Annotated in this window: 14 protein-coding genes and 2 riboswitches; of the genes, 10 read left to right on the top strand and 4 right to left on the bottom strand. The window is 65.8% G+C overall.

The window, feature by feature from the left end:
- Positions 1 to 2: 2 nt before the first annotated feature.
- On the bottom strand, positions 3 to 731 hold the full coding sequence (locus RM96_RS15300; RefSeq protein ID WP_039011728.1) for a response regulator: 729 nt from the start codon (positions 729 to 731) through the stop codon (positions 3 to 5).
- A gap of 346 nt (positions 732 to 1077) precedes the next feature.
- The gene (locus tag RM96_RS15295) at positions 1078 to 3174 is read right to left on the bottom strand and encodes a UvrD-helicase domain-containing protein (RefSeq protein WP_039011726.1); all 2097 of its coding nucleotides are present in this window, start codon (positions 3172 to 3174) and stop codon (positions 1078 to 1080) included.
- Between the two features lie 259 nt (positions 3175 to 3433).
- Between RM96_RS15295 and RM96_RS15290 the strand changes: the two genes are divergently transcribed.
- From RM96_RS15290 to RM96_RS15245, 10 genes are all read left to right on the top strand, one after another.
- Positions 3434 to 3661, top strand: a complete 228-nt coding sequence (locus RM96_RS15290) for a glycine zipper 2TM domain-containing protein (protein ID WP_039011725.1) — start codon at positions 3434 to 3436, stop codon at positions 3659 to 3661.
- Positions 3662 to 3741: 80 nt separating this feature from the next.
- A riboswitch (glycine riboswitch) is annotated at positions 3742 to 3830 on the top strand.
- A gap of 21 nt (positions 3831 to 3851) precedes the next feature.
- Positions 3852 to 3977: riboswitch (glycine riboswitch) on the top strand.
- 99 nt (positions 3978 to 4076) lie between these two features.
- Complete coding sequence (gene gcvT, locus RM96_RS15285; RefSeq protein WP_039011724.1) at positions 4077 to 5204, top strand: glycine cleavage system aminomethyltransferase GcvT; 1128 nt, start codon at positions 4077 to 4079, stop codon at positions 5202 to 5204.
- Positions 5205 to 5297: 93 nt separating this feature from the next.
- Positions 5298 to 5678, top strand: a complete 381-nt coding sequence (gene gcvH / locus RM96_RS15280; RefSeq protein ID WP_039011722.1) for a glycine cleavage system protein GcvH — start codon at positions 5298 to 5300, stop codon at positions 5676 to 5678.
- A gap of 69 nt (positions 5679 to 5747) precedes the next feature.
- The gene (gene gcvP, locus RM96_RS15275; protein ID WP_039011721.1) at positions 5748 to 8666 is read left to right on the top strand and encodes an aminomethyl-transferring glycine dehydrogenase; all 2919 of its coding nucleotides are present in this window, start codon (positions 5748 to 5750) and stop codon (positions 8664 to 8666) included.
- Positions 8667 to 8771: 105 nt separating this feature from the next.
- Positions 8772 to 9302 carry a DUF421 domain-containing protein gene (locus tag RM96_RS15270; protein ID WP_039011719.1) on the top strand — a complete coding sequence of 177 codons (531 nt, stop codon included), beginning with the start codon at positions 8772 to 8774 and terminating at the stop codon, positions 9300 to 9302.
- Positions 9303 to 9336: 34 nt separating this feature from the next.
- Positions 9337 to 10713 (top strand): L-serine ammonia-lyase, encoded by a 1377-nt coding sequence (locus RM96_RS15265; RefSeq protein WP_039011716.1) that lies wholly within the window; start codon positions 9337 to 9339, stop codon positions 10711 to 10713.
- A 138-nt stretch (positions 10714 to 10851) separates the two neighbouring features.
- A complete protein-coding gene (locus RM96_RS15260) occupies positions 10852 to 11583 on the top strand; it encodes an alpha/beta hydrolase (RefSeq protein WP_082016561.1) in 732 nt (243 codons plus the stop codon).
- An 81-nt stretch (positions 11584 to 11664) separates the two neighbouring features.
- The gene (locus RM96_RS15255; RefSeq protein ID WP_039011714.1) at positions 11665 to 12402 is read left to right on the top strand and encodes an MBL fold metallo-hydrolase; all 738 of its coding nucleotides are present in this window, start codon (positions 11665 to 11667) and stop codon (positions 12400 to 12402) included.
- Between the two features lie 46 nt (positions 12403 to 12448).
- A complete protein-coding gene (locus tag RM96_RS15250; RefSeq protein ID WP_039011713.1) occupies positions 12449 to 12919 on the top strand; it encodes an OsmC family protein in 471 nt (156 codons plus the stop codon).
- 150 nt (positions 12920 to 13069) lie between these two features.
- Positions 13070 to 13537: a hypothetical protein gene (locus RM96_RS15245; protein WP_039011711.1), complete on the top strand. Its 468-nt coding sequence runs from the start codon at positions 13070 to 13072 to the stop codon at positions 13535 to 13537.
- Between the two features lie 191 nt (positions 13538 to 13728).
- Here RM96_RS15245 and RM96_RS15240 read toward each other — a convergent pair whose 3' ends face one another.
- Both RM96_RS15240 and RM96_RS15235 read right to left on the bottom strand, forming a co-directional pair.
- Positions 13729 to 14844, bottom strand: a complete 1116-nt coding sequence (locus RM96_RS15240; RefSeq protein ID WP_039011710.1) for a YbdK family carboxylate-amine ligase — start codon at positions 14842 to 14844, stop codon at positions 13729 to 13731.
- The gene (locus RM96_RS15235; protein WP_039011709.1) at positions 14844 to 16067 is read right to left on the bottom strand and encodes a cation:proton antiporter; all 1224 of its coding nucleotides are present in this window, start codon (positions 16065 to 16067) and stop codon (positions 14844 to 14846) included. Before RM96_RS15235 ends, RM96_RS15240 begins: the two co-directional genes overlap by 1 nt.
- Between the last annotated feature and the right edge of the window lie 95 nt (positions 16068 to 16162).

Genomic DNA, 16162 nt, shown 5'->3' with positions numbered 1-16162 from the left:
CGTCAGCCCTCCAGCGTGGCGGTGAACACGTAGCCCTCGCCGCGCACGGTGCGGATCAGCGCCGGGTCGCGCGGATCGTCGCGCAGCTTCTGGCGCAGGCGCGAAACCAGCAGGTCGATGCTGCGGTCGAACACTTCCAGTCCGCGTCCGCGCGCCTGGCTGATCAGCAGCTCGCGGTCCAGCACGCGGTTGGGATGCTCGACGAAGGTCAGCAGCAGCCGGAATTCGGCATTGGACAGCGGCACCACCACCTCCTCCCTGTCCACCAGCTGGCGCAGCGTGGTGTTCAGGCGCCAGTCGCCAAAGCGCAGCTCGTGGCCAGACGGCGCCGGCGCCCGGCGCGCATCGCCACGGCTGCGCCGCAGGACGGTATGGATGCGGGCCACCAGTTCGCGCATCTCGAAAGGCTTGGTGACATAGTCGTCGGCGCCGACTTCCAGCCCGACCACGCGATCGGCCAGTTCGGCACGCGCGGTCAGCATGATCACCGCGACGTCGGTCTGCGCGCGCAGTTCCCGGCACAGTGCCAGTCCGTTTTCGCCAGGCAGCGACAGGTCGAGGATGACCAGGTCGTAGGGCGTGGCCATCATCGCCCGCCGCATCTCGACTCCGCCTTCCACGCCATCGGCCTCCATGCCGAAGGTGGACAGGTATTCGGCCAGCATGGCGCGGATCTGGGGATCGTCGTCGACGATCAGCAGGCGAATCGGGAGCGTGAGGGAAAAATCCATGAGGCGACGGATGGGCTGCCGTGGCGGGCGGGGGAAAGCGGATTCCCACTTTATCAGTTCGGGGTGCCCGGGCTGTGCCGGCTTTGTATCAAGTTTGATACGCAGGCTTGCCGGGGTTCCTTCGCAGGCAGGCGCATCCGAACCGCAATCTGGCGAAGCCCCAAAGAAAACGCCCCCAAGGCACTACCGCACCCGGGGGCAAATAACAGGGAAAAATCCAGACGCGACGGTCCGGCGCACCGGAAGAGAACGGCTTCCCGGCACAGCGATCATGCTAACGATGGCTGCGGACGCCGTCTTGTCGTGCTGGTAGAACTTTGTATCGAGAGCGTTGCAGTGAGCAGGATCAGCTGGCGGCGGTCTTTCCCGCACTGCCCAGCAACGCCTTGAGCGCACCAAGCCGGTCCTTCGGACTCATCGCCGGTGTCTCGTCCTTCGGCGCGGGCGCCTCCTCGATCTTCATCTCGGCGATAAAGCGCGATGGCTCGCAAGAGTAGGTTTCCCGCGCACGCTTGCGCTTCTTGCACCAGCTGATGTGCAGGCTGCGCTGCGCCCGCGTGATGCCCACGTACATCAGGCGGCGTTCTTCCTCGATCTTTTCGTCGCTCATATCCTCGTCCTCGCGGCAGTGGGGCAGGATGCCCTCTTCCACGCCGACCAGGAACACGTGCGGATACTCCAGCCCCTTGGACGCATGCAGCGTCGACAGGCGCACGGCGTCGGGATCTTCCTCGCGGCCTTCGAGCATGCTCATCAAGGCCACGGTCTGGGTCAGCTCGAGCAGGTTCTTGCCTTCGTCGCCAAGGCCATCGGCATTGTCAAAACCGGTGGCTTCCCCCTCGCCTTCCTGCTCGGGCTTGGTGCCCTTGCGCTTGAGCCAGTCGAGGAATTCGAGCGTGTTGGTCCAGCGCGACTGGGCCTGGCGCTCGTCGAAGGCGTCGTAGAGGTAGGCCTCGTAGTGGATGCCTTCCATCAGGTCGTCCAGCACCTGCGTGGCCGGATCCTTGGCCGCGCGGTCCGCCAGGCGCACCATCGATTCGCAGAACACGCGCAGCGGCTCCAGCTGGCGCGGCTGCAGCTTGCCCTCGATGCCGCCCATCATGGCCGCCTCGAACAGCGAGACCTTGGCCTGCCCGGCAAAGGTGCCCAGCACTTCGAGCGTTGTGTTGCCGACGCCGCGGCGCGGCGTGGTGATGGCGCGGATGAAAGCGGGGTCGTCGTCGGGGTTGGCGATCAGGCGCAGGTAGGCGCAGATGTCCTTGATCTCGGCCTTGTCGAAGAAGCTCTGGCCTCCCGACAGGACATACGGGATGCGCTCGCGCCGCAGGATCTGCTCGAACAGCCGCGCCTGGTGGTTGCCGCGGTACAGGATGGCGTAGTCGCGGAACTGCGCGCGGCGCTCGAACTTGTGGGCGGACAGGCGGAACACCACCGACTCGGCCTCGTGCTCCTCATCGTTCATCGGATGGATGGCGATGGGGTCGCCCATGCCGTGCTCGCTCCACAGCTTCTTGTCGAACAGCTTGGGATTGTTTGCGATGACCGCGTTGGCCGCTTCCAGGATGCGCACGGTGGAGCGGTAGTTCTGCTCCAGCTTGACGACCTTCAGGTCGGGGAAATCGGTCTGCAGCAGGCGCAGGTTGTCCAGCGTGGCGCCGCGCCAGCCGTAGATGGCCTGGTCGTCGTCGCCCACCGCGGTAAAGGCAGGCGCGCGCAGGTGCGAGCCGCCCGCCAGCAGCTTGAGCAGCTGGTACTGGCAGGCGTTGGTGTCCTGGTATTCGTCCACCAGGAAGTAGCGCAGGCGGTTCTGCCACTTGAGCTGCACCGTTTCATTGCGCGCGAACAGCTCGGCCGGCAGGCGGATCAGGTCGTCGAAGTCCACCGCCTGGTAGGCGTGCAGCGTGGCCACGTAGTTGCGGTAGACCAGCGCGGCCTGGTGCTCGTCGGCATTGGCGGCCTGGGCGATGGCGGCTTCCGGATCGACCATACCGTTCTTCCACAGCGAGATCGTGCTCTGCACGCCGCGGATCAGCTTCTTGTCGGTGGTGCCTAGCTGCTCCTGGATCAGGCCGAAGCAGTCGTCGGAATCCATGATCGAGAACTGCGGCTTGAGCCCGACGTGCTCAGCTTCCAAGCGCAGGATCTGCACGCCCAGCGAGTGGAAGGTACAGATCGTGAGCTGCTTGAGCGGCAGCCGCTTGCCCTCGCGCGTGGTCTTGCCCTCCATCAGCTTGCCGATGCGCTCCTGCATCTCCTTGGCCGCCTTGTTGGTGAAGGTGACGGCAGCGATATGGCGCGGCTCGAAGCCTTTGTCCTCGATCAGGTGCGCGATCTTCTGGGTGATCACACGCGTCTTGCCCGAGCCCGCTCCGGCCAGCACCAGGCAAGGCCCGTCCAGGTAGCGGACGGCTTCGGATTGGGCGGAATTCAGGCCGTGGGTCATGCGGGAGCGATTGGGGGAAAGGAAGGAAGGCCGGCGAGCGCCTCACAGGCAACACGGGCCTGCGGCAGCAAAGCGGATGATGTTAACACGCATGCGCGGCCCGGTCAGTCAGCGGCCATCGCATTTTCCGGCGTGGCCGTTTCATCGGAGTAACACTTCGTAAAGCCCGGAGCCAAGCGCACGGCGCTCGCCTCTAACAGTTATGTCCTGGCGTGCCTTGCGTGCCGGACATGTCTGATTCATCACACCGGAGCCAATAATGAGAACCCTACAGACTTTGACCAAGGTGACCCTGATCGGCGTGACGGTCGCGGCCTTCGCGGGCTGTTCGGACATGACGCCAAAACAGCGTAATACCGCTATTGGCGCGGGTGCAGGTGCCGTGGGCGGCGCAGTGCTGACCAACGGCAGTGCGCTGGGTACGCTGGGCGGCGCAGCCGTCGGCGGCGTGATCGGGAATGTGGTCACTGACGACCACAAGAGGTAAGGCAGGCGCCCGGCCGATAACCGTTGTCCGGAAGGCCCCGGCCCAGGTTTGACAAAGCCCGGGGCCTCCCGTACATTGCGCGCATCCGACCGGGAGAGCGCGCAGGAGCTTGCGCCGCCGAAGGGGTATCACCCGAAAACTCTCAGGCACCACGGACCGATCGGATCGGCATGCAACATGCACACAATGCATGCCGCACTCTGGAGAGCGGCACCCGCCATCAATACGGCGAGCGTGCCCACCGAAGGGGCGCACGAGGACCGGGCCGGAAGGCTCGCCTTGTAATCTCTCAGGTATCGAGGACAGAGGGGTCATCCGCCGCAGCGGATTGCCACGCCATTTGACTGGCGCGGCGATCGTTGCGGCGGATGGCCCTTTTTTGTTTTCTCAACCCGAGATTGCCCCCGAGGATTCCATGACGCTCCAGGCCACGCCCCTCAACGCCATCCACCGCGCACTCGGCGCCCGCATGGTCGATTTCGGCGGCTGGGACATGCCGGTGAATTACGGCTCCCAGATCGAAGAGCACCACGCCGTGCGCACGGACGCCGGCATGTTCGACGTTTCCCATATGTGCGTGGTCGACCTCACCGGCCCCAACACCCGCGCCTTCCTGCGCGGACTTCTCGCCAACAATGTCGACAAGCTGCAGACGCCGGGCAAGGCGCTCTATTCCTGCATGCTCGACGAAAAGGGCGGCGTCATCGACGACCTGATCGTCTATTTCTTTGCTGAAGACCGCTTCCGCCTGGTGGTGAATGCCAGCACGGCCGTTGGCGATATCGAATGGATTGCCGCCCGCAATGCGGCCACCGGCAGCGACGTGACGATCACCCCGCGCCGCGGCGACGTGGCCCCGGACGATGTCGAGCCGCTGGCGATCGTCGCAGTGCAAGGCCCCAATGCCCGCGCCAAAGTGTGGCAGGCGTTCCCGTCCACGCAGCCTGCCGATGCCCTGAAGCCCTTCAACGCCCTGGTGGTGCAGGACCCGGCCATCGGCGAAGTCATGGTTGCGCGCACCGGTTACACCGGCGAAGACGGCTATGAGCTGGTCGTGTCCGCCGCCAGCGTGGCCGCCGTCTGGGAAAAGCTGCAAGCCGCCGGCGTGCGCCCGGCCGGCCTTGGCGCGCGCGACACGCTGCGCCTGGAAGCCGGCATGAACCTGTACGGCCAGGACATGGACATCAACACCTCGCCGCTGGACGCGGGCCTGGCCTGGACCGTGGATCTGCAGAGCGAGCGCGATTTCACCGGCAAGGCGGCTCTCGCCGCCGCCGGCCAGCGCCAGCAGTTCCTGGGCCTGATCCTGCGTGACAAGGGCGGCGTGCTGCGCGCCCACCAGAAAGTGATCACGGCCGCCGGTGACGGTGAAATCACCAGCGGCACCTTCAGCCCTTCGCTGTCCCAGTCCATCGCCTTTGCCCGCCTGCCGAAGGGTGTAGCCGTCGGCGACACCGTGCAGGTGGAGATCCGCGACCGCAAACTCGCCGCGACTGTGGTTAAACTGCCGTTTGTGCGCAATGGCAAGGCACTCGTGAGCTAAGGCTCGCAACCACGGTCGCCCTCGCGCCTGCCGGCAAACTGACCGGGCAGGCGTCACCCAAACAAGAATCAAATCTGTATCCGGAGAACCTTCATGAATTTCCCCGCTGACCTCAAGTACACCGAGTCGCATGAGTGGGTGCGCGTCGAAGCCGACGGCACGCTGACCATCGGCATTACCGACCACGCGCAGGACGCGCTGGGCGACATCGTCTTCCTGGAACTGCCCGAAGTGGGCAGGTCAGTTGGTGCCGGCGACGCGCTGGCGGTGGTGGAATCGGTGAAGGCCGCTTCCGACATCTACGCCCCGGTGGCCGGCGAAGTGATCGCCGTCAACGAGGCCGCCACCGCCGCGCCCGAGAGCGTGAACGCCAACGCCTTCGATGCGTGGCTGTTCAAGCTCAAGCCGGCCAACGCCGACGACGTGAACGGCCTGATGTCGGCCGATGCCTACAAGGCCAGCGTCGGCGCATAAAGCCCGCCAGTCCATGCAGCGTGCGGCCGGCTGACCACCGCGCCGCACGCGTCAACGAGGTTCTTGCCAATGAACGCCCCGCTTCCCATGAAAGCCGCCCAAGGTAACCGGCCCACGCTGGCCGAACTGGAGGCGCGCGACGCCTTCGCCGCCCGTCATATCGGCCCCGATACCCCCGAACAGCAGCACATGCTGAAGGTGCTCGGCTACGACACCCGCGCCGCGCTGATCGATGCTGTCATCCCCGAGGCCATCCGGCGGCGCGACGGCATGCCGATGGGCGAATTCACCGAACCGCTGACCGAGGAAGCGGCGCTGGCCAGACTGCGTGGCCTGGCCGGCAAGAACAAGGTCCTCAAGAGCTTTATCGGCCAGGGCTACTACAACACCCTGACGCCCGCCGTCATCCTGCGCAACATCTTCGAGAACCCGGCCTGGTACACCGCGTACACGCCCTACCAGCCGGAAATCTCGCAAGGCCGCCTGGAGGCGATGCTGAACTTCCAGCAGATGATCACGGACCTGACCGGCCTGGACATCGCCAATGCGTCGATGCTGGACGAAGGCACCGCCGCCGCCGAAGCCATGACGCTGCTGCAGCGCGTGAACAAGCATGCGTCGAACACCTTCTACGTGGCTGACGACGTGCTGCCGCAGACGCTGGAAGTGGTACGCACGCGCGCCTTGCCGCTGGGTATTGAAGTCAAGGTCGGCCCCGCCGCCGAAGCCGCTGGTGCGCACGCCTTTGGCGTGCTGCTGCAATACCCGGGCGTGAACGGCGACGTGAACGACTACCGCGCCATTGCCGACGCCGTGCACGCTGCCGGCGGCCTGGTGGTGGCGGCGGCCGACCTGCTGGCGCTGACACTGATCGCAGCCCCCGGCGAATGGGGCGCCGACGTCGCCGTCGGCAACTCGCAGCGCTTTGGCGTGCCGCTGGGCTTTGGCGGCCCGCACGCCGGCTACATGGCGGTGAAGGATGCCTTCAAGCGCTCGATGCCGGGCCGCCTGGTCGGCGTCACTATCGATGCGCAGGGCAACAAGGCCTACCGCCTGGCGCTGCAGACGCGCGAGCAGCATATCCGCCGCGAGAAAGCGACCTCGAACATCTGTACCGCGCAGGTGCTGCTGGCGGTGATGGCGTCGATGTACGCGGTCTACCACGGCCCGCAGGGCCTCAAGCGTATTGCCCAGCGCGTGCACCGCCTGACCGCGACGCTGGCCGCCGGCCTGGCCGCGCTCGGCCATGTGCGTACCAACACCACCTTCTTCGACACGCTGACGCTGGAAACCGGCTTCAACACCGAAGCGTTCCACGCGGCAGCGACCGCGCGCGGCATCAACCTGCGCCACGTCAGCGCCACGCGCGTCGGCATCTCGCTGGACGAGACCGCAACGCGCGAGGACGTCGTCACGCTTTGGGAAATCTTCGCGCACGGCAAGCCCGTGCCCGACTTCGATGCGCAGGAAGCCGCCGCGCAGGATGCCTACCCGGCCGGCCTTGCCCGCGAGAGCGCCTACCTGACGCACCCGGTCTTCAACACGCACCACGCCGAGCACGAGATGCTGCGCTACTTGCGCATGCTGGCCGACAAGGACCTGGCGCTGGACCGCACCATGATCCCGCTGGGCTCGTGCACGATGAAGCTGAACGCCACCAGCGAGATGATCCCGGTGACGTGGCCCGAATTCAGCAAGATCCACCCGTTCGCGCCGTTGGACCAGACCGTGGGCTACCGCGAGATGATCGACCAGCTCGAGGCGATGCTGTGCGCCGCCACCGGCTACGCCGCCGTGAGCCTGCAGCCCAACGCCGGCTCGCAGGGCGAGTACGCCGGCCTGCTGATCATCCACGCCTACCATGCAAGCCGCGGCGAGAGCCATCGCGACATCTGCCTGATCCCCTCCTCCGCGCACGGCACCAACCCGGCCTCGGCACAGATGGCCGGCATGAAGGTGGTGGTGGTCGCCTGCGACGAGAACGGCAACGTCGATCTGGATGACCTGGCGAAAAAGGCCGAGCAGCACAGCAAGAACCTGGCTGCGATCATGATCACCTACCCGTCGACGCACGGCGTGTTCGAGCAGGGTGTGCAGCAGATTTGCGAAATCGTGCACAAGCACGGCGGCCAGGTCTACGTGGACGGTGCCAATATGAACGCGATGGTCGGCACGGCCGCGCCGGGCCAGTTCGGCGGCGACGTGTCGCACCTGAACCTGCACAAGACTTTCTGCATTCCGCACGGCGGCGGCGGCCCGGGCGTAGGCCCGGTGGCGGTCGGCGCGCACCTCGCGGACTTCCTGCCGAACCAGGACAGCGTGGGCTATCGCCGCGACGACAACGGCATTGGTGGCGTGTCCGCCGCGCCGTTCGGCTCGGCCAGCATCCTGCCGATCTCGTGGATGTACATCGCGATGATGGGCTCGGCCGGCCTGACCGCCGCTACCGAGAATGCAATCCTGGCGGCCAATTATGTAGCCAAGCGCCTGTCGCCGTACTTCCCGGTCCTGTACACGGGCCAGCACGAGCTGGTTGCGCACGAGTGCATCCTGGACCTGCGCCCGCTGCAGAAGGACACGGGCATCAGCAACGAAGACGTGGCCAAGCGCCTGATGGACTACGGCTTCCACGCCCCGACCATGAGCTTCCCGGTGCCGGGCACGCTGATGATCGAGCCGACCGAGAGCGAGGCCTTGCACGAGCTGGACCGTTTCATTGACGCCATGATCGCCATCCGCCAGGAAATCGGCCGCGTCGCCGACGACACCTTCGACCGCGAGGACAACCCGCTGAAGAACGCGCCGCACACCGCCGCAGTGGTGACCGCCAACGAGTGGACACACAAGTACACGCGCGAGGAGGCGGCCTATCCGGTGGGATCGCTGCGCACGCAGAAGTACTGGCCGCCGGTCGGCCGTGCCGACAACGTGTACGGCGACCGCAACCTGTTCTGCGCCTGTGTGCCGATGAGCGAGTATCAGGACTGAGGGTCCGGTCTGGCGGGCTTCTCGGGCAACCCGGGAGCCCGCCAAAGCACTATGCTCGACATAGGGGCGCCGCGCCGTGCGGTGCCCGTCCTGGGCGGAGGCTGCATGTGGAATCTGAGTGCCCCATGGTGGGAATTCGTCCTGCGGGGACTGATTGTCTACGGCGCGGTGCTGGTGCTGCTGCGCCTCTCTGGCAAGCGCCAGATCGGCCAGCTCACGCCGTTCGACCTGGTGCTGCTGCTGGTGCTTTCGAATGCCGTGCAGAACGCCATGAACGCCGGGGACAACTCCGTCACCGCGGGGCTGATCCTGGCTGTCACGCTCGTCGGAGCCAATGCGGCCCTCGGCTTCCTGACCTGGCGCAGCCGGCGGCTGGAAAAGCTCGTTGAGGGCCGCCCGCAGTTCCTGATCCACGACGGCAAGGTGTTCCGCGACGTGATGGAACGCGAACGCATCACCTCTGACGACTTGCACAAGGCCTTGCGCCACGCCGGCTGCGACAACGCGACGGACGTGCACTTCGCGATCCTGGAGACCGACGGCACCATCTCGGTCAAGACCCGCCAGCACGCCGCCGCGGCGCCTGCCGGAACCGCATCGATCTGGAGCGACCCGGGCCTGGACGAATCGGTCTGAGCCCTCCCCCAGAGCCATTTTTCTGGAGTCTTCCGTGGCAGTCAGCGTCTTCGATCTGTTCAAGGTGGGTATCGGCCCGTCGAGCTCGCACACGGTGGGCCCGATGCGCGCCGCCCTGATGTTTGCCCAGGGGCTGGAGCGCGACGGCCTGCTGCCGCAGGTGGCGAGTGTGCGTGTTGAGCTGTATGGCTCGCTGGGCGCCACCGGTAAAGGCCACGGTACCGACAAGGGCGTGATCCTCGGCCTGATGGGCGAGGCGCCCGATACCATCGATCCCGACTCCATCGACGCGCGCCTGGCCGCGCTGCGCGCCAGCCGCGAGTTGTCGATCCTCGGCAAGCACGTCGTGCCGTTCGTCGAGAAGGAACAGATTGCCTTCTACCGGCGCGAGGCGCTGGCCGAGCATCCCAACGGCATGAAGTTCCACGCCTACGATGCCGGCGGCGCATCGCTGCGCGAGGCGCGTTACCTGTCGGTCGGCGGCGGCTTCGTCGTCACGGCCGGCGCGCCCAACACGCAGGTGCTGAACGCGGCGCAACAATTGCCGCACCCGTTCCGCAGCGGCAAGGACATGCTGGAGATGGCCACCGCCAGCGGCAAGAGCATTGCCCGGCTGATGATGGAAAACGAACTGACCTGGCGCAGCGAGGCGGAAATCACCAGCGGCCTGCTGCATATCTGGGACGTGATGCAGGCCTGCGTCGCGCGCGGCTGCCGTACCGATGGCGTGTTGCCGGGTCCGTTCAAGGTGCGCCGCCGCGCGCCGGAGCTGTTCCGCAGCCTGACCGAACGTGCGGAACGCACGCTGTCCGATCCGCTTTCGGTGATGGAATGGATCAACCTGTACGCCATCGCCGTCAATGAAGAGAACGCCGCCGGTGGCCGCGTGGTTACCGCTCCGACCAATGGCGCTGCCGGCATCATTCCGGCCGTGCTGCATTACTACGACCGCTTTGTGCCGGGCGCCAACACGCAGGGCGTGGTCGATTTCCTGCTGACCGCCGGCGCGATCGGCCTGCTGTACAAGCTCAATGCTTCGATTTCGGGCGCCGAAGTCGGCTGCCAGGGTGAAGTCGGCGTGGCCTGCTCGATGGCGGCGGGCGCGCTGGCTGCGGTGACGGGCGGCAGCCCGGCGCAGGTCGAGAACGCGGCCGAGATCGGCATGGAGCACAACCTCGGCCTGACCTGCGATCCGGTCGGCGGGCTGGTGCAGATTCCGTGCATCGAACGCAATGCGATGGCCTCGGTCAAGGCCGTCAACGCGGCGCGCATGGCGCTGCGCGGCGACGGCACGCACTATGTCTCGCTCGACTCGGTCATCAAGACCATGCGCGAAACCGGCGCCGACATGAAGACCAAATACAAGGAGACGGCGCGCGGCGGGCTGGCGGTGAATATCGTGGAATGCTGACGCCCGGCGCCCATGTCCGACTGCAACCGGCAATCCCCCCGGGGCTGCGGCGCACGCCTGTCGCACATTGCAAGGTCGTTTGCAGGCGCGGCGCTGTGGCTCGCCGTTGCCGGCGTCATCCTGCTCACGGGGATCGCCATGCTCCAGGATCGCTTCCTCTATTTCCCTGACAAGGCGACACAGGAAGAACTTGTCTCCGACAGCCTGCGCGCCTGGCCCAACCCGCAGGACTTTCGCGGCCTGATGGCGGAACCCGACGGGCCGGTGCGCGCTACCGCCATCGTCTTTCACGGCAATGCGGGTCATGCCGGCCACCGCGACTACTACGCCAGGGCGCTGACCCGACTCGGCCTGCGCGTCATCCTCGCCGAGTATCCGGGCTTCGGTCCGCGCAGCGGCGCCCTGGGGGAAGAGAGCCTGGTCGCCGACGCGGCGCAGACCATCGCCCTTGCCCGTCGCCAGTTTGGCGAACCGCCGCTGCTGCTTGGCGAATCACTCGGCGCCGGCGTGGCGGCAGCGGCCACCGCGCGACAGCAGGACATGATCGCAGGGCTGCTGCTCATTACGCCCTGGGACCGGCTCGAGCATATCGCCGCTCACCACTATTGGTGGCTGCCGACGAAGTGGATGCTGCAAGACCGATACGACAGCGCTGCCAACCTGGCTTCGTTTTCCCGCCCGATCGTCGTTGCGGTCGCCGAGCACGACCGCATCGTGCCATCGCCCTTCGGCATCGCTCTCTACGAGGGATTGGCGGCGCCCAAGCGGCTGATGGTGATCAGGGAGGCGGGGCACAACGACTGGCTCGGGCGGATTGACCAGGGATGGTGGTGCGAGGCCGTCGATTTTCTGCTCGGCCAGCGACGCTGACCGAGCGCATTTCGGGGCCAAATCACGGCGTATCATTACGGCAGTCTCCCCCAAAGGCACACAATCAAGAACGAGGCGGCCATGCAGACCTTCCATCAGCTGTTCGACGAAACGTCGTCCACCTTCACCTACCTGCTGATCGACGCCGCCACGAAAGAGGCCTTGCTGATCGACCCGGTCGACCATCAGCTCGAGCGCGACGTGGCATTGCTGCAGTCGACCGGCGCCAGGCTCGCATGGGTGGTTGAAACCCACGCGCACGCCGACCACATCACCTCTGCCGGACATCTCGCAATGCAGACCGGTGCCCACACGGCAGCGCCGTCCGGCTGCGACATCAAGCCCGCACAGAAGCAGCTGATCGACGGCGATACGGTCACCTTCGGCACGCAGGTGCTGCGCGCCATCCACACGCCCGGCCACACCGCCGGGAGCATGAGCTACCTGTGGGAAGAGCCGACGCCGGACGGCACGGTGCGGCGCATCTTCACCGGCGACGCCTTGCTGATCGACGGCTGCGGCCGCACCGACTTCCAGTCCGGCGATGCCGGCACGCTCTACGACAGCCTGACGAAAAAGCTCTTTGCGCTGCCCGATGACACCGGGGTCTTTCCAGCCCACGACTACAAGGGCCGCACGTCTTCCACGATCGGCCAGGAGCGCGCTCACAACAGCCGCGTCGCGGGCCGTACGCGCGAAGAGTTCGTCGAGATGATGCGCAATCTCAACCTGCCCAGACCGAAGCTGATCGACGTGGCCGTCCCGGCCAACCAGCGGCTTGGCCTGCGCGACGGCGAGAGCGTGCCGCACGGCGCCTGACGTATTTCCGGTTCTTCGGTTTTCCCCACCCTGACGGAGTCACCGCATGTCCGAATACACCGCTGAAGTCCTGTGGGAGCGCAACGAGCAGGACTTCCCTGGCAACCGCTATAGCCGCAAGCACCTGCTGCGCTTTGACGGTGGCGTGGAGGTCCCGGGCTCGTCATCGCCGCACGTGGTGCCGGTGCCGATGTCGGATGCGTGCGCGGTGGATCCGGAAGAGATGTTCATCGCGTCCCTCGCCAGCTGCCACATGCTCTGGTTTCTGTCGATTGCAGCCAAGCGGCGCTTTGTCGTCGATCGCTATGTCGACGCTGCCACCGGCGTGATGGAAAAGAATGCCGAAGGGCGCATGGCGATGACCAGGGTGACGCTGCGGCCGGCGGTGAGTTTTTCCGGCGAGCGGGTACCTACGCGCGAGGAACTGGACGCCTTGCATCATGCGGCCCATGAGGCTTGCTTTATCGCCAATTCGGTGCGGACGGAGGTACGGTGCGAACCTGTCTGCAACGAATGAGGCGAAGTCGAATTCAGTAACACCACGGCTTCAAAAGACTGATTTGACTTCCCTCCTCGCCGTGCAAATACTGGCCCATCACAACCGGCTCGCACCCCCTTTAGCGTTGCGCCCGATATGGCGATGCCGGCACCCCAGGGGAACCCGATCATGAAGCAAAGCCAGAATGGCAGGCTGCACCGCAGCCTCGGCGCACTAGCCGCAGCCGTAGCGCTGATTTCAACCCAGGCATTCGCCCAGACCAAGCCCATTGCTTACCCGGCAAAGGGCCAGAACCCACAACAGCAGGCCAGCGACGACGGCGCCTGCTACAGCTGGGCCAAGCAACAGACAGGCGTGGACCCGGCACAGGCTGCCGCGGCCCCACCGCCGGCACAGGCCCAGAGCGGCCAGCGCGTACGAGGTGCGGCGGCGGGCGCCGTGGTCGGAGCCGTTGCGGGAGACGCCGGGAAGGGCGCTGCCGCGGGTACGGTCGCCGGCGGCGTAGCACACCGGCAATCGCGCAGGCAGGCGGCCGCCGCCAACCAGCAGGCACAGGCCAACACCAGCCAGGCCATCGGCACCTATTACAAAGCCTGGACCGCCTGCATGCAGGGCCGGGGCTATACGGTGCAATAAGAGACGCCGTCAGAATGAAGCGAAGCGGTTCTGGCTAGGGTGTAGCAGGGGTTTCGGATCGCATGGCGATCCGCCTGCGAAACGGCATGCGCCTGCCAGCGCACGCACGCCCTGCAAGGGCGCGGCCGCAGACAGTACAAGTCATACGCCAAGGCCGCGCAACGGCGCCAGAATCATTTTGATGGCCTCTCTCAGGACGCCCAGCGCTCGCAGGCCTGCCGCACGGTTTCGCGCTGGGTGCGGGCGTCGGCGTCCACCTGGCGCAGCCATTCGGCATCACCGTCGCGGCGTTCGGCCAGCGCGCGGATGTTGGCCAGCGCCGGCAGCGAACCCAGCGCCTCCGCGTGCGGCACCAGCGCGTCACAGATTGACAGGATGTGATCGGCGATCGGCCTGCGGGTCAGTTCATTGGGATGCACATACTCGCCTTCCAGCCCGAAGCGGCAGGCCTGGAAGCGGTTGAAGGTGTACACCAGATAATCATCTTCCTGCGGCATGAACGGGCGCGACAGCAGCAGGTAGCGCGCCAGCGCCTGGATGTAGGCCGCGATATCGCAGGCGCGCCCCACAGTCAGTGGCGTGTCCATCACGCGCACTTCGATCGTGCCGAATTCGGGCTTCGGGCGGATATCCCAGTAGAAGTCCTTCATGCTCTCGATCACGCCGGTATTGCGCATCTTCTCGAAGTAGGCGGTGAAGGCATCCCACGTAAGCAGGAACGGCGCGCGGCCGCTCATCGGGAAGGCTGCGACAGAATTCAGGCGCGCGGACGCAAAGCCGGTGTCCACGCCCTGCACATACGGCGAGGACGCCGCCAAGGCGATGAAGTGCGGCACATAGCGGCCAATGGCGTGCAGCAGGAACAGCGATTCGTCGGCGCTCGGGCAGCCGATATGCACATGCTGGCCGAACACGGTGAACTGCTTGGCCAGATAGCCATACAGCTCCGAGATGTACTGGTAGCGCGGCGAGTCCGAGATGATGCGGTCGGCCCATTGCTGGAACGGATGCGTGCCGCCGCCGCTGATGCCGAGATTGAGCGAGCGCGACGCCGCCACCATCAGGTCGCGCATGGTCGACAGCTCTTCGACCGCCTGGTCGTAGCTGTGGCAGATGCCCGTGCTGATCTCGATCATCGACGGGCTGATTTCCGGCTTGATGTCGCCGGCATGCTGCGCGCCCTTGAGTGCGCGCAACAGATCCGGTGCAAATGGCGCCAGGTCGTAGTCGTGGCGGTTGACCAGCTGGAGCTCCAGCTCGACGCCGAAGGTCAATGCCTCGGAATGCTTGAACGGTTCGAGCGACATCAGCGCCCTCCTCCATTGCCGCGCACTTCGCCCGCGAAGCGCAGCGCCCAGGCCGCGATCACCGGGCCCAGCAGTTGTTCGATCGCCAGCGCGCACAGGATGATGGCAGCCAGCGGTTCACCAGTCCCAGGATAAAGACGTGCGACGTCGTTCATCAAGAGATAGGCCAGTCCGGACATCGGCGCAAGCGCCAGCCCCAGCGCCATGCACTGGCGCAGGCTCAACCCCGAGAAAGATCCGAGCGATAGCACACCGGCCAGCTTGGCTGCGTGGCGCAGCAGCACCAGCACGATCGCGTACGTCCCGCCGACTGCCCAGTCATGCGCGGTCAGCGGCAGGCCCAGCGACACCACCATCACGATGATCAGCAGGCTGCCCGCGCTGCCGAAGTGCGTCGGCCACACATGCGGCTGGCTGTCCTGGTGCTTGAACACCACACCCGCCAGCATCAGCGTGAGCGGCATGGACAATTTTAGTACCCGCGTCAGCGCCAGCGTGAACAGCACCAGGCCCACCAGCACCAGGAAGCTGTAGTGATCGTCGGCCGACATGCGCTCGTAGATGGCATGCCCGACCTTGCCCACCACCCACGCCAGCAGGCAGGACCCGATCAGCAGGTAAAGCGGATGCAGCAGCGCGGCGCCGAGGTTCCCGTATTCGGAATGCAGCCAGCCGGTTGCCACCTGCACGATCACCGCGGCATAGATGCTGTTCAGGGCCGCCATGGCCATGAGCCGCTCGGTGACCTGCCCTTCTGCGCGCAATTCGTTCTTGAGCTGCAGCACGATGGTGGGCGATGTGCTGACCGCGATACCGCCAGCCAGGATGGCAATGGCCGGCGAGGCGCCGAGCCATTGCAGCACGGCCGCGACCAGGCCCCAGGTCAGCACGCTTTCGAACGCGCTGGTCAGCAGCAGCCAGCGGTTGGCGCCCAGCCAGGTCAGCGAGAGACGATGTCCGAGTTCGAACAAGGCCAGCGCCAGCGCCATATCGATCAGGATACGGGTCTGGTTGATCATGTTCTCGTCGACGATGCTGCGCCCGAGCATGCCGGCGCAGAGACCCACCACGGCGTACCCGACGATGCGCGGCAGGCTCAGCCAGCGTCGGCAGATTTCGCCGGCAAGGCCGGCACCGATGAGCGCCAGCCCGACCCAGAACAGGCCGCCGGGCGCCAGCGGAAGCGAAGGAAATAGTTGGCTCAGTCCATTCATGGCAGACATGGTAATGGAAGCACATGGCAATCCGTGTCAGTGATTGTCCGACACAGCACTGAACGCGCCAACTACTTGCATCAAGTTCACACAAAAAACGCCAT

The sequence above is a fragment of the Cupriavidus sp. IDO genome, from assembly GCF_000812465.1.
GTDB lineage: Bacteria > Pseudomonadota > Gammaproteobacteria > Burkholderiales > Burkholderiaceae > Cupriavidus.
Note: the sequence above shows the minus strand (reverse complement) of the source record. Positions and strands in the feature narration are given on the sequence as shown.

Coding starts and splice junctions, on each gene's coding strand:
- RM96_RS15300 (WP_039011728.1), bottom strand. CDS start 731: ATGGATTTTTCCCTCACGCTCCCGATTCGCCTGCTGATCGTCGACGAC.
- RM96_RS15295 (WP_039011726.1), bottom strand. CDS start 3,174: ATGACCCACGGCCTGAATTCCGCCCAATCCGAAGCCGTCCGCTACCTG.
- RM96_RS15290 (WP_039011725.1), top strand. CDS start 3,434: ATGAGAACCCTACAGACTTTGACCAAGGTGACCCTGATCGGCGTGACG.
- gcvT (WP_039011724.1), top strand. CDS start 4,077: ATGACGCTCCAGGCCACGCCCCTCAACGCCATCCACCGCGCACTCGGC.
- gcvH (WP_039011722.1), top strand. CDS start 5,298: ATGAATTTCCCCGCTGACCTCAAGTACACCGAGTCGCATGAGTGGGTG.
- gcvP (WP_039011721.1), top strand. CDS start 5,748: ATGAACGCCCCGCTTCCCATGAAAGCCGCCCAAGGTAACCGGCCCACG.
- RM96_RS15270 (WP_039011719.1), top strand. CDS start 8,772: ATGTGGAATCTGAGTGCCCCATGGTGGGAATTCGTCCTGCGGGGACTG.
- RM96_RS15260 (WP_082016561.1), top strand. CDS start 10,852: ATGCTCCAGGATCGCTTCCTCTATTTCCCTGACAAGGCGACACAGGAA.
- RM96_RS15255 (WP_039011714.1), top strand. CDS start 11,665: ATGCAGACCTTCCATCAGCTGTTCGACGAAACGTCGTCCACCTTCACC.
- RM96_RS15250 (WP_039011713.1), top strand. CDS start 12,449: ATGTCCGAATACACCGCTGAAGTCCTGTGGGAGCGCAACGAGCAGGAC.
- RM96_RS15245 (WP_039011711.1), top strand. CDS start 13,070: ATGAAGCAAAGCCAGAATGGCAGGCTGCACCGCAGCCTCGGCGCACTA.
- RM96_RS15240 (WP_039011710.1), bottom strand. CDS start 14,844: ATGTCGCTCGAACCGTTCAAGCATTCCGAGGCATTGACCTTCGGCGTC.
- RM96_RS15235 (WP_039011709.1), bottom strand. CDS start 16,067: ATGTCTGCCATGAATGGACTGAGCCAACTATTTCCTTCGCTTCCGCTG.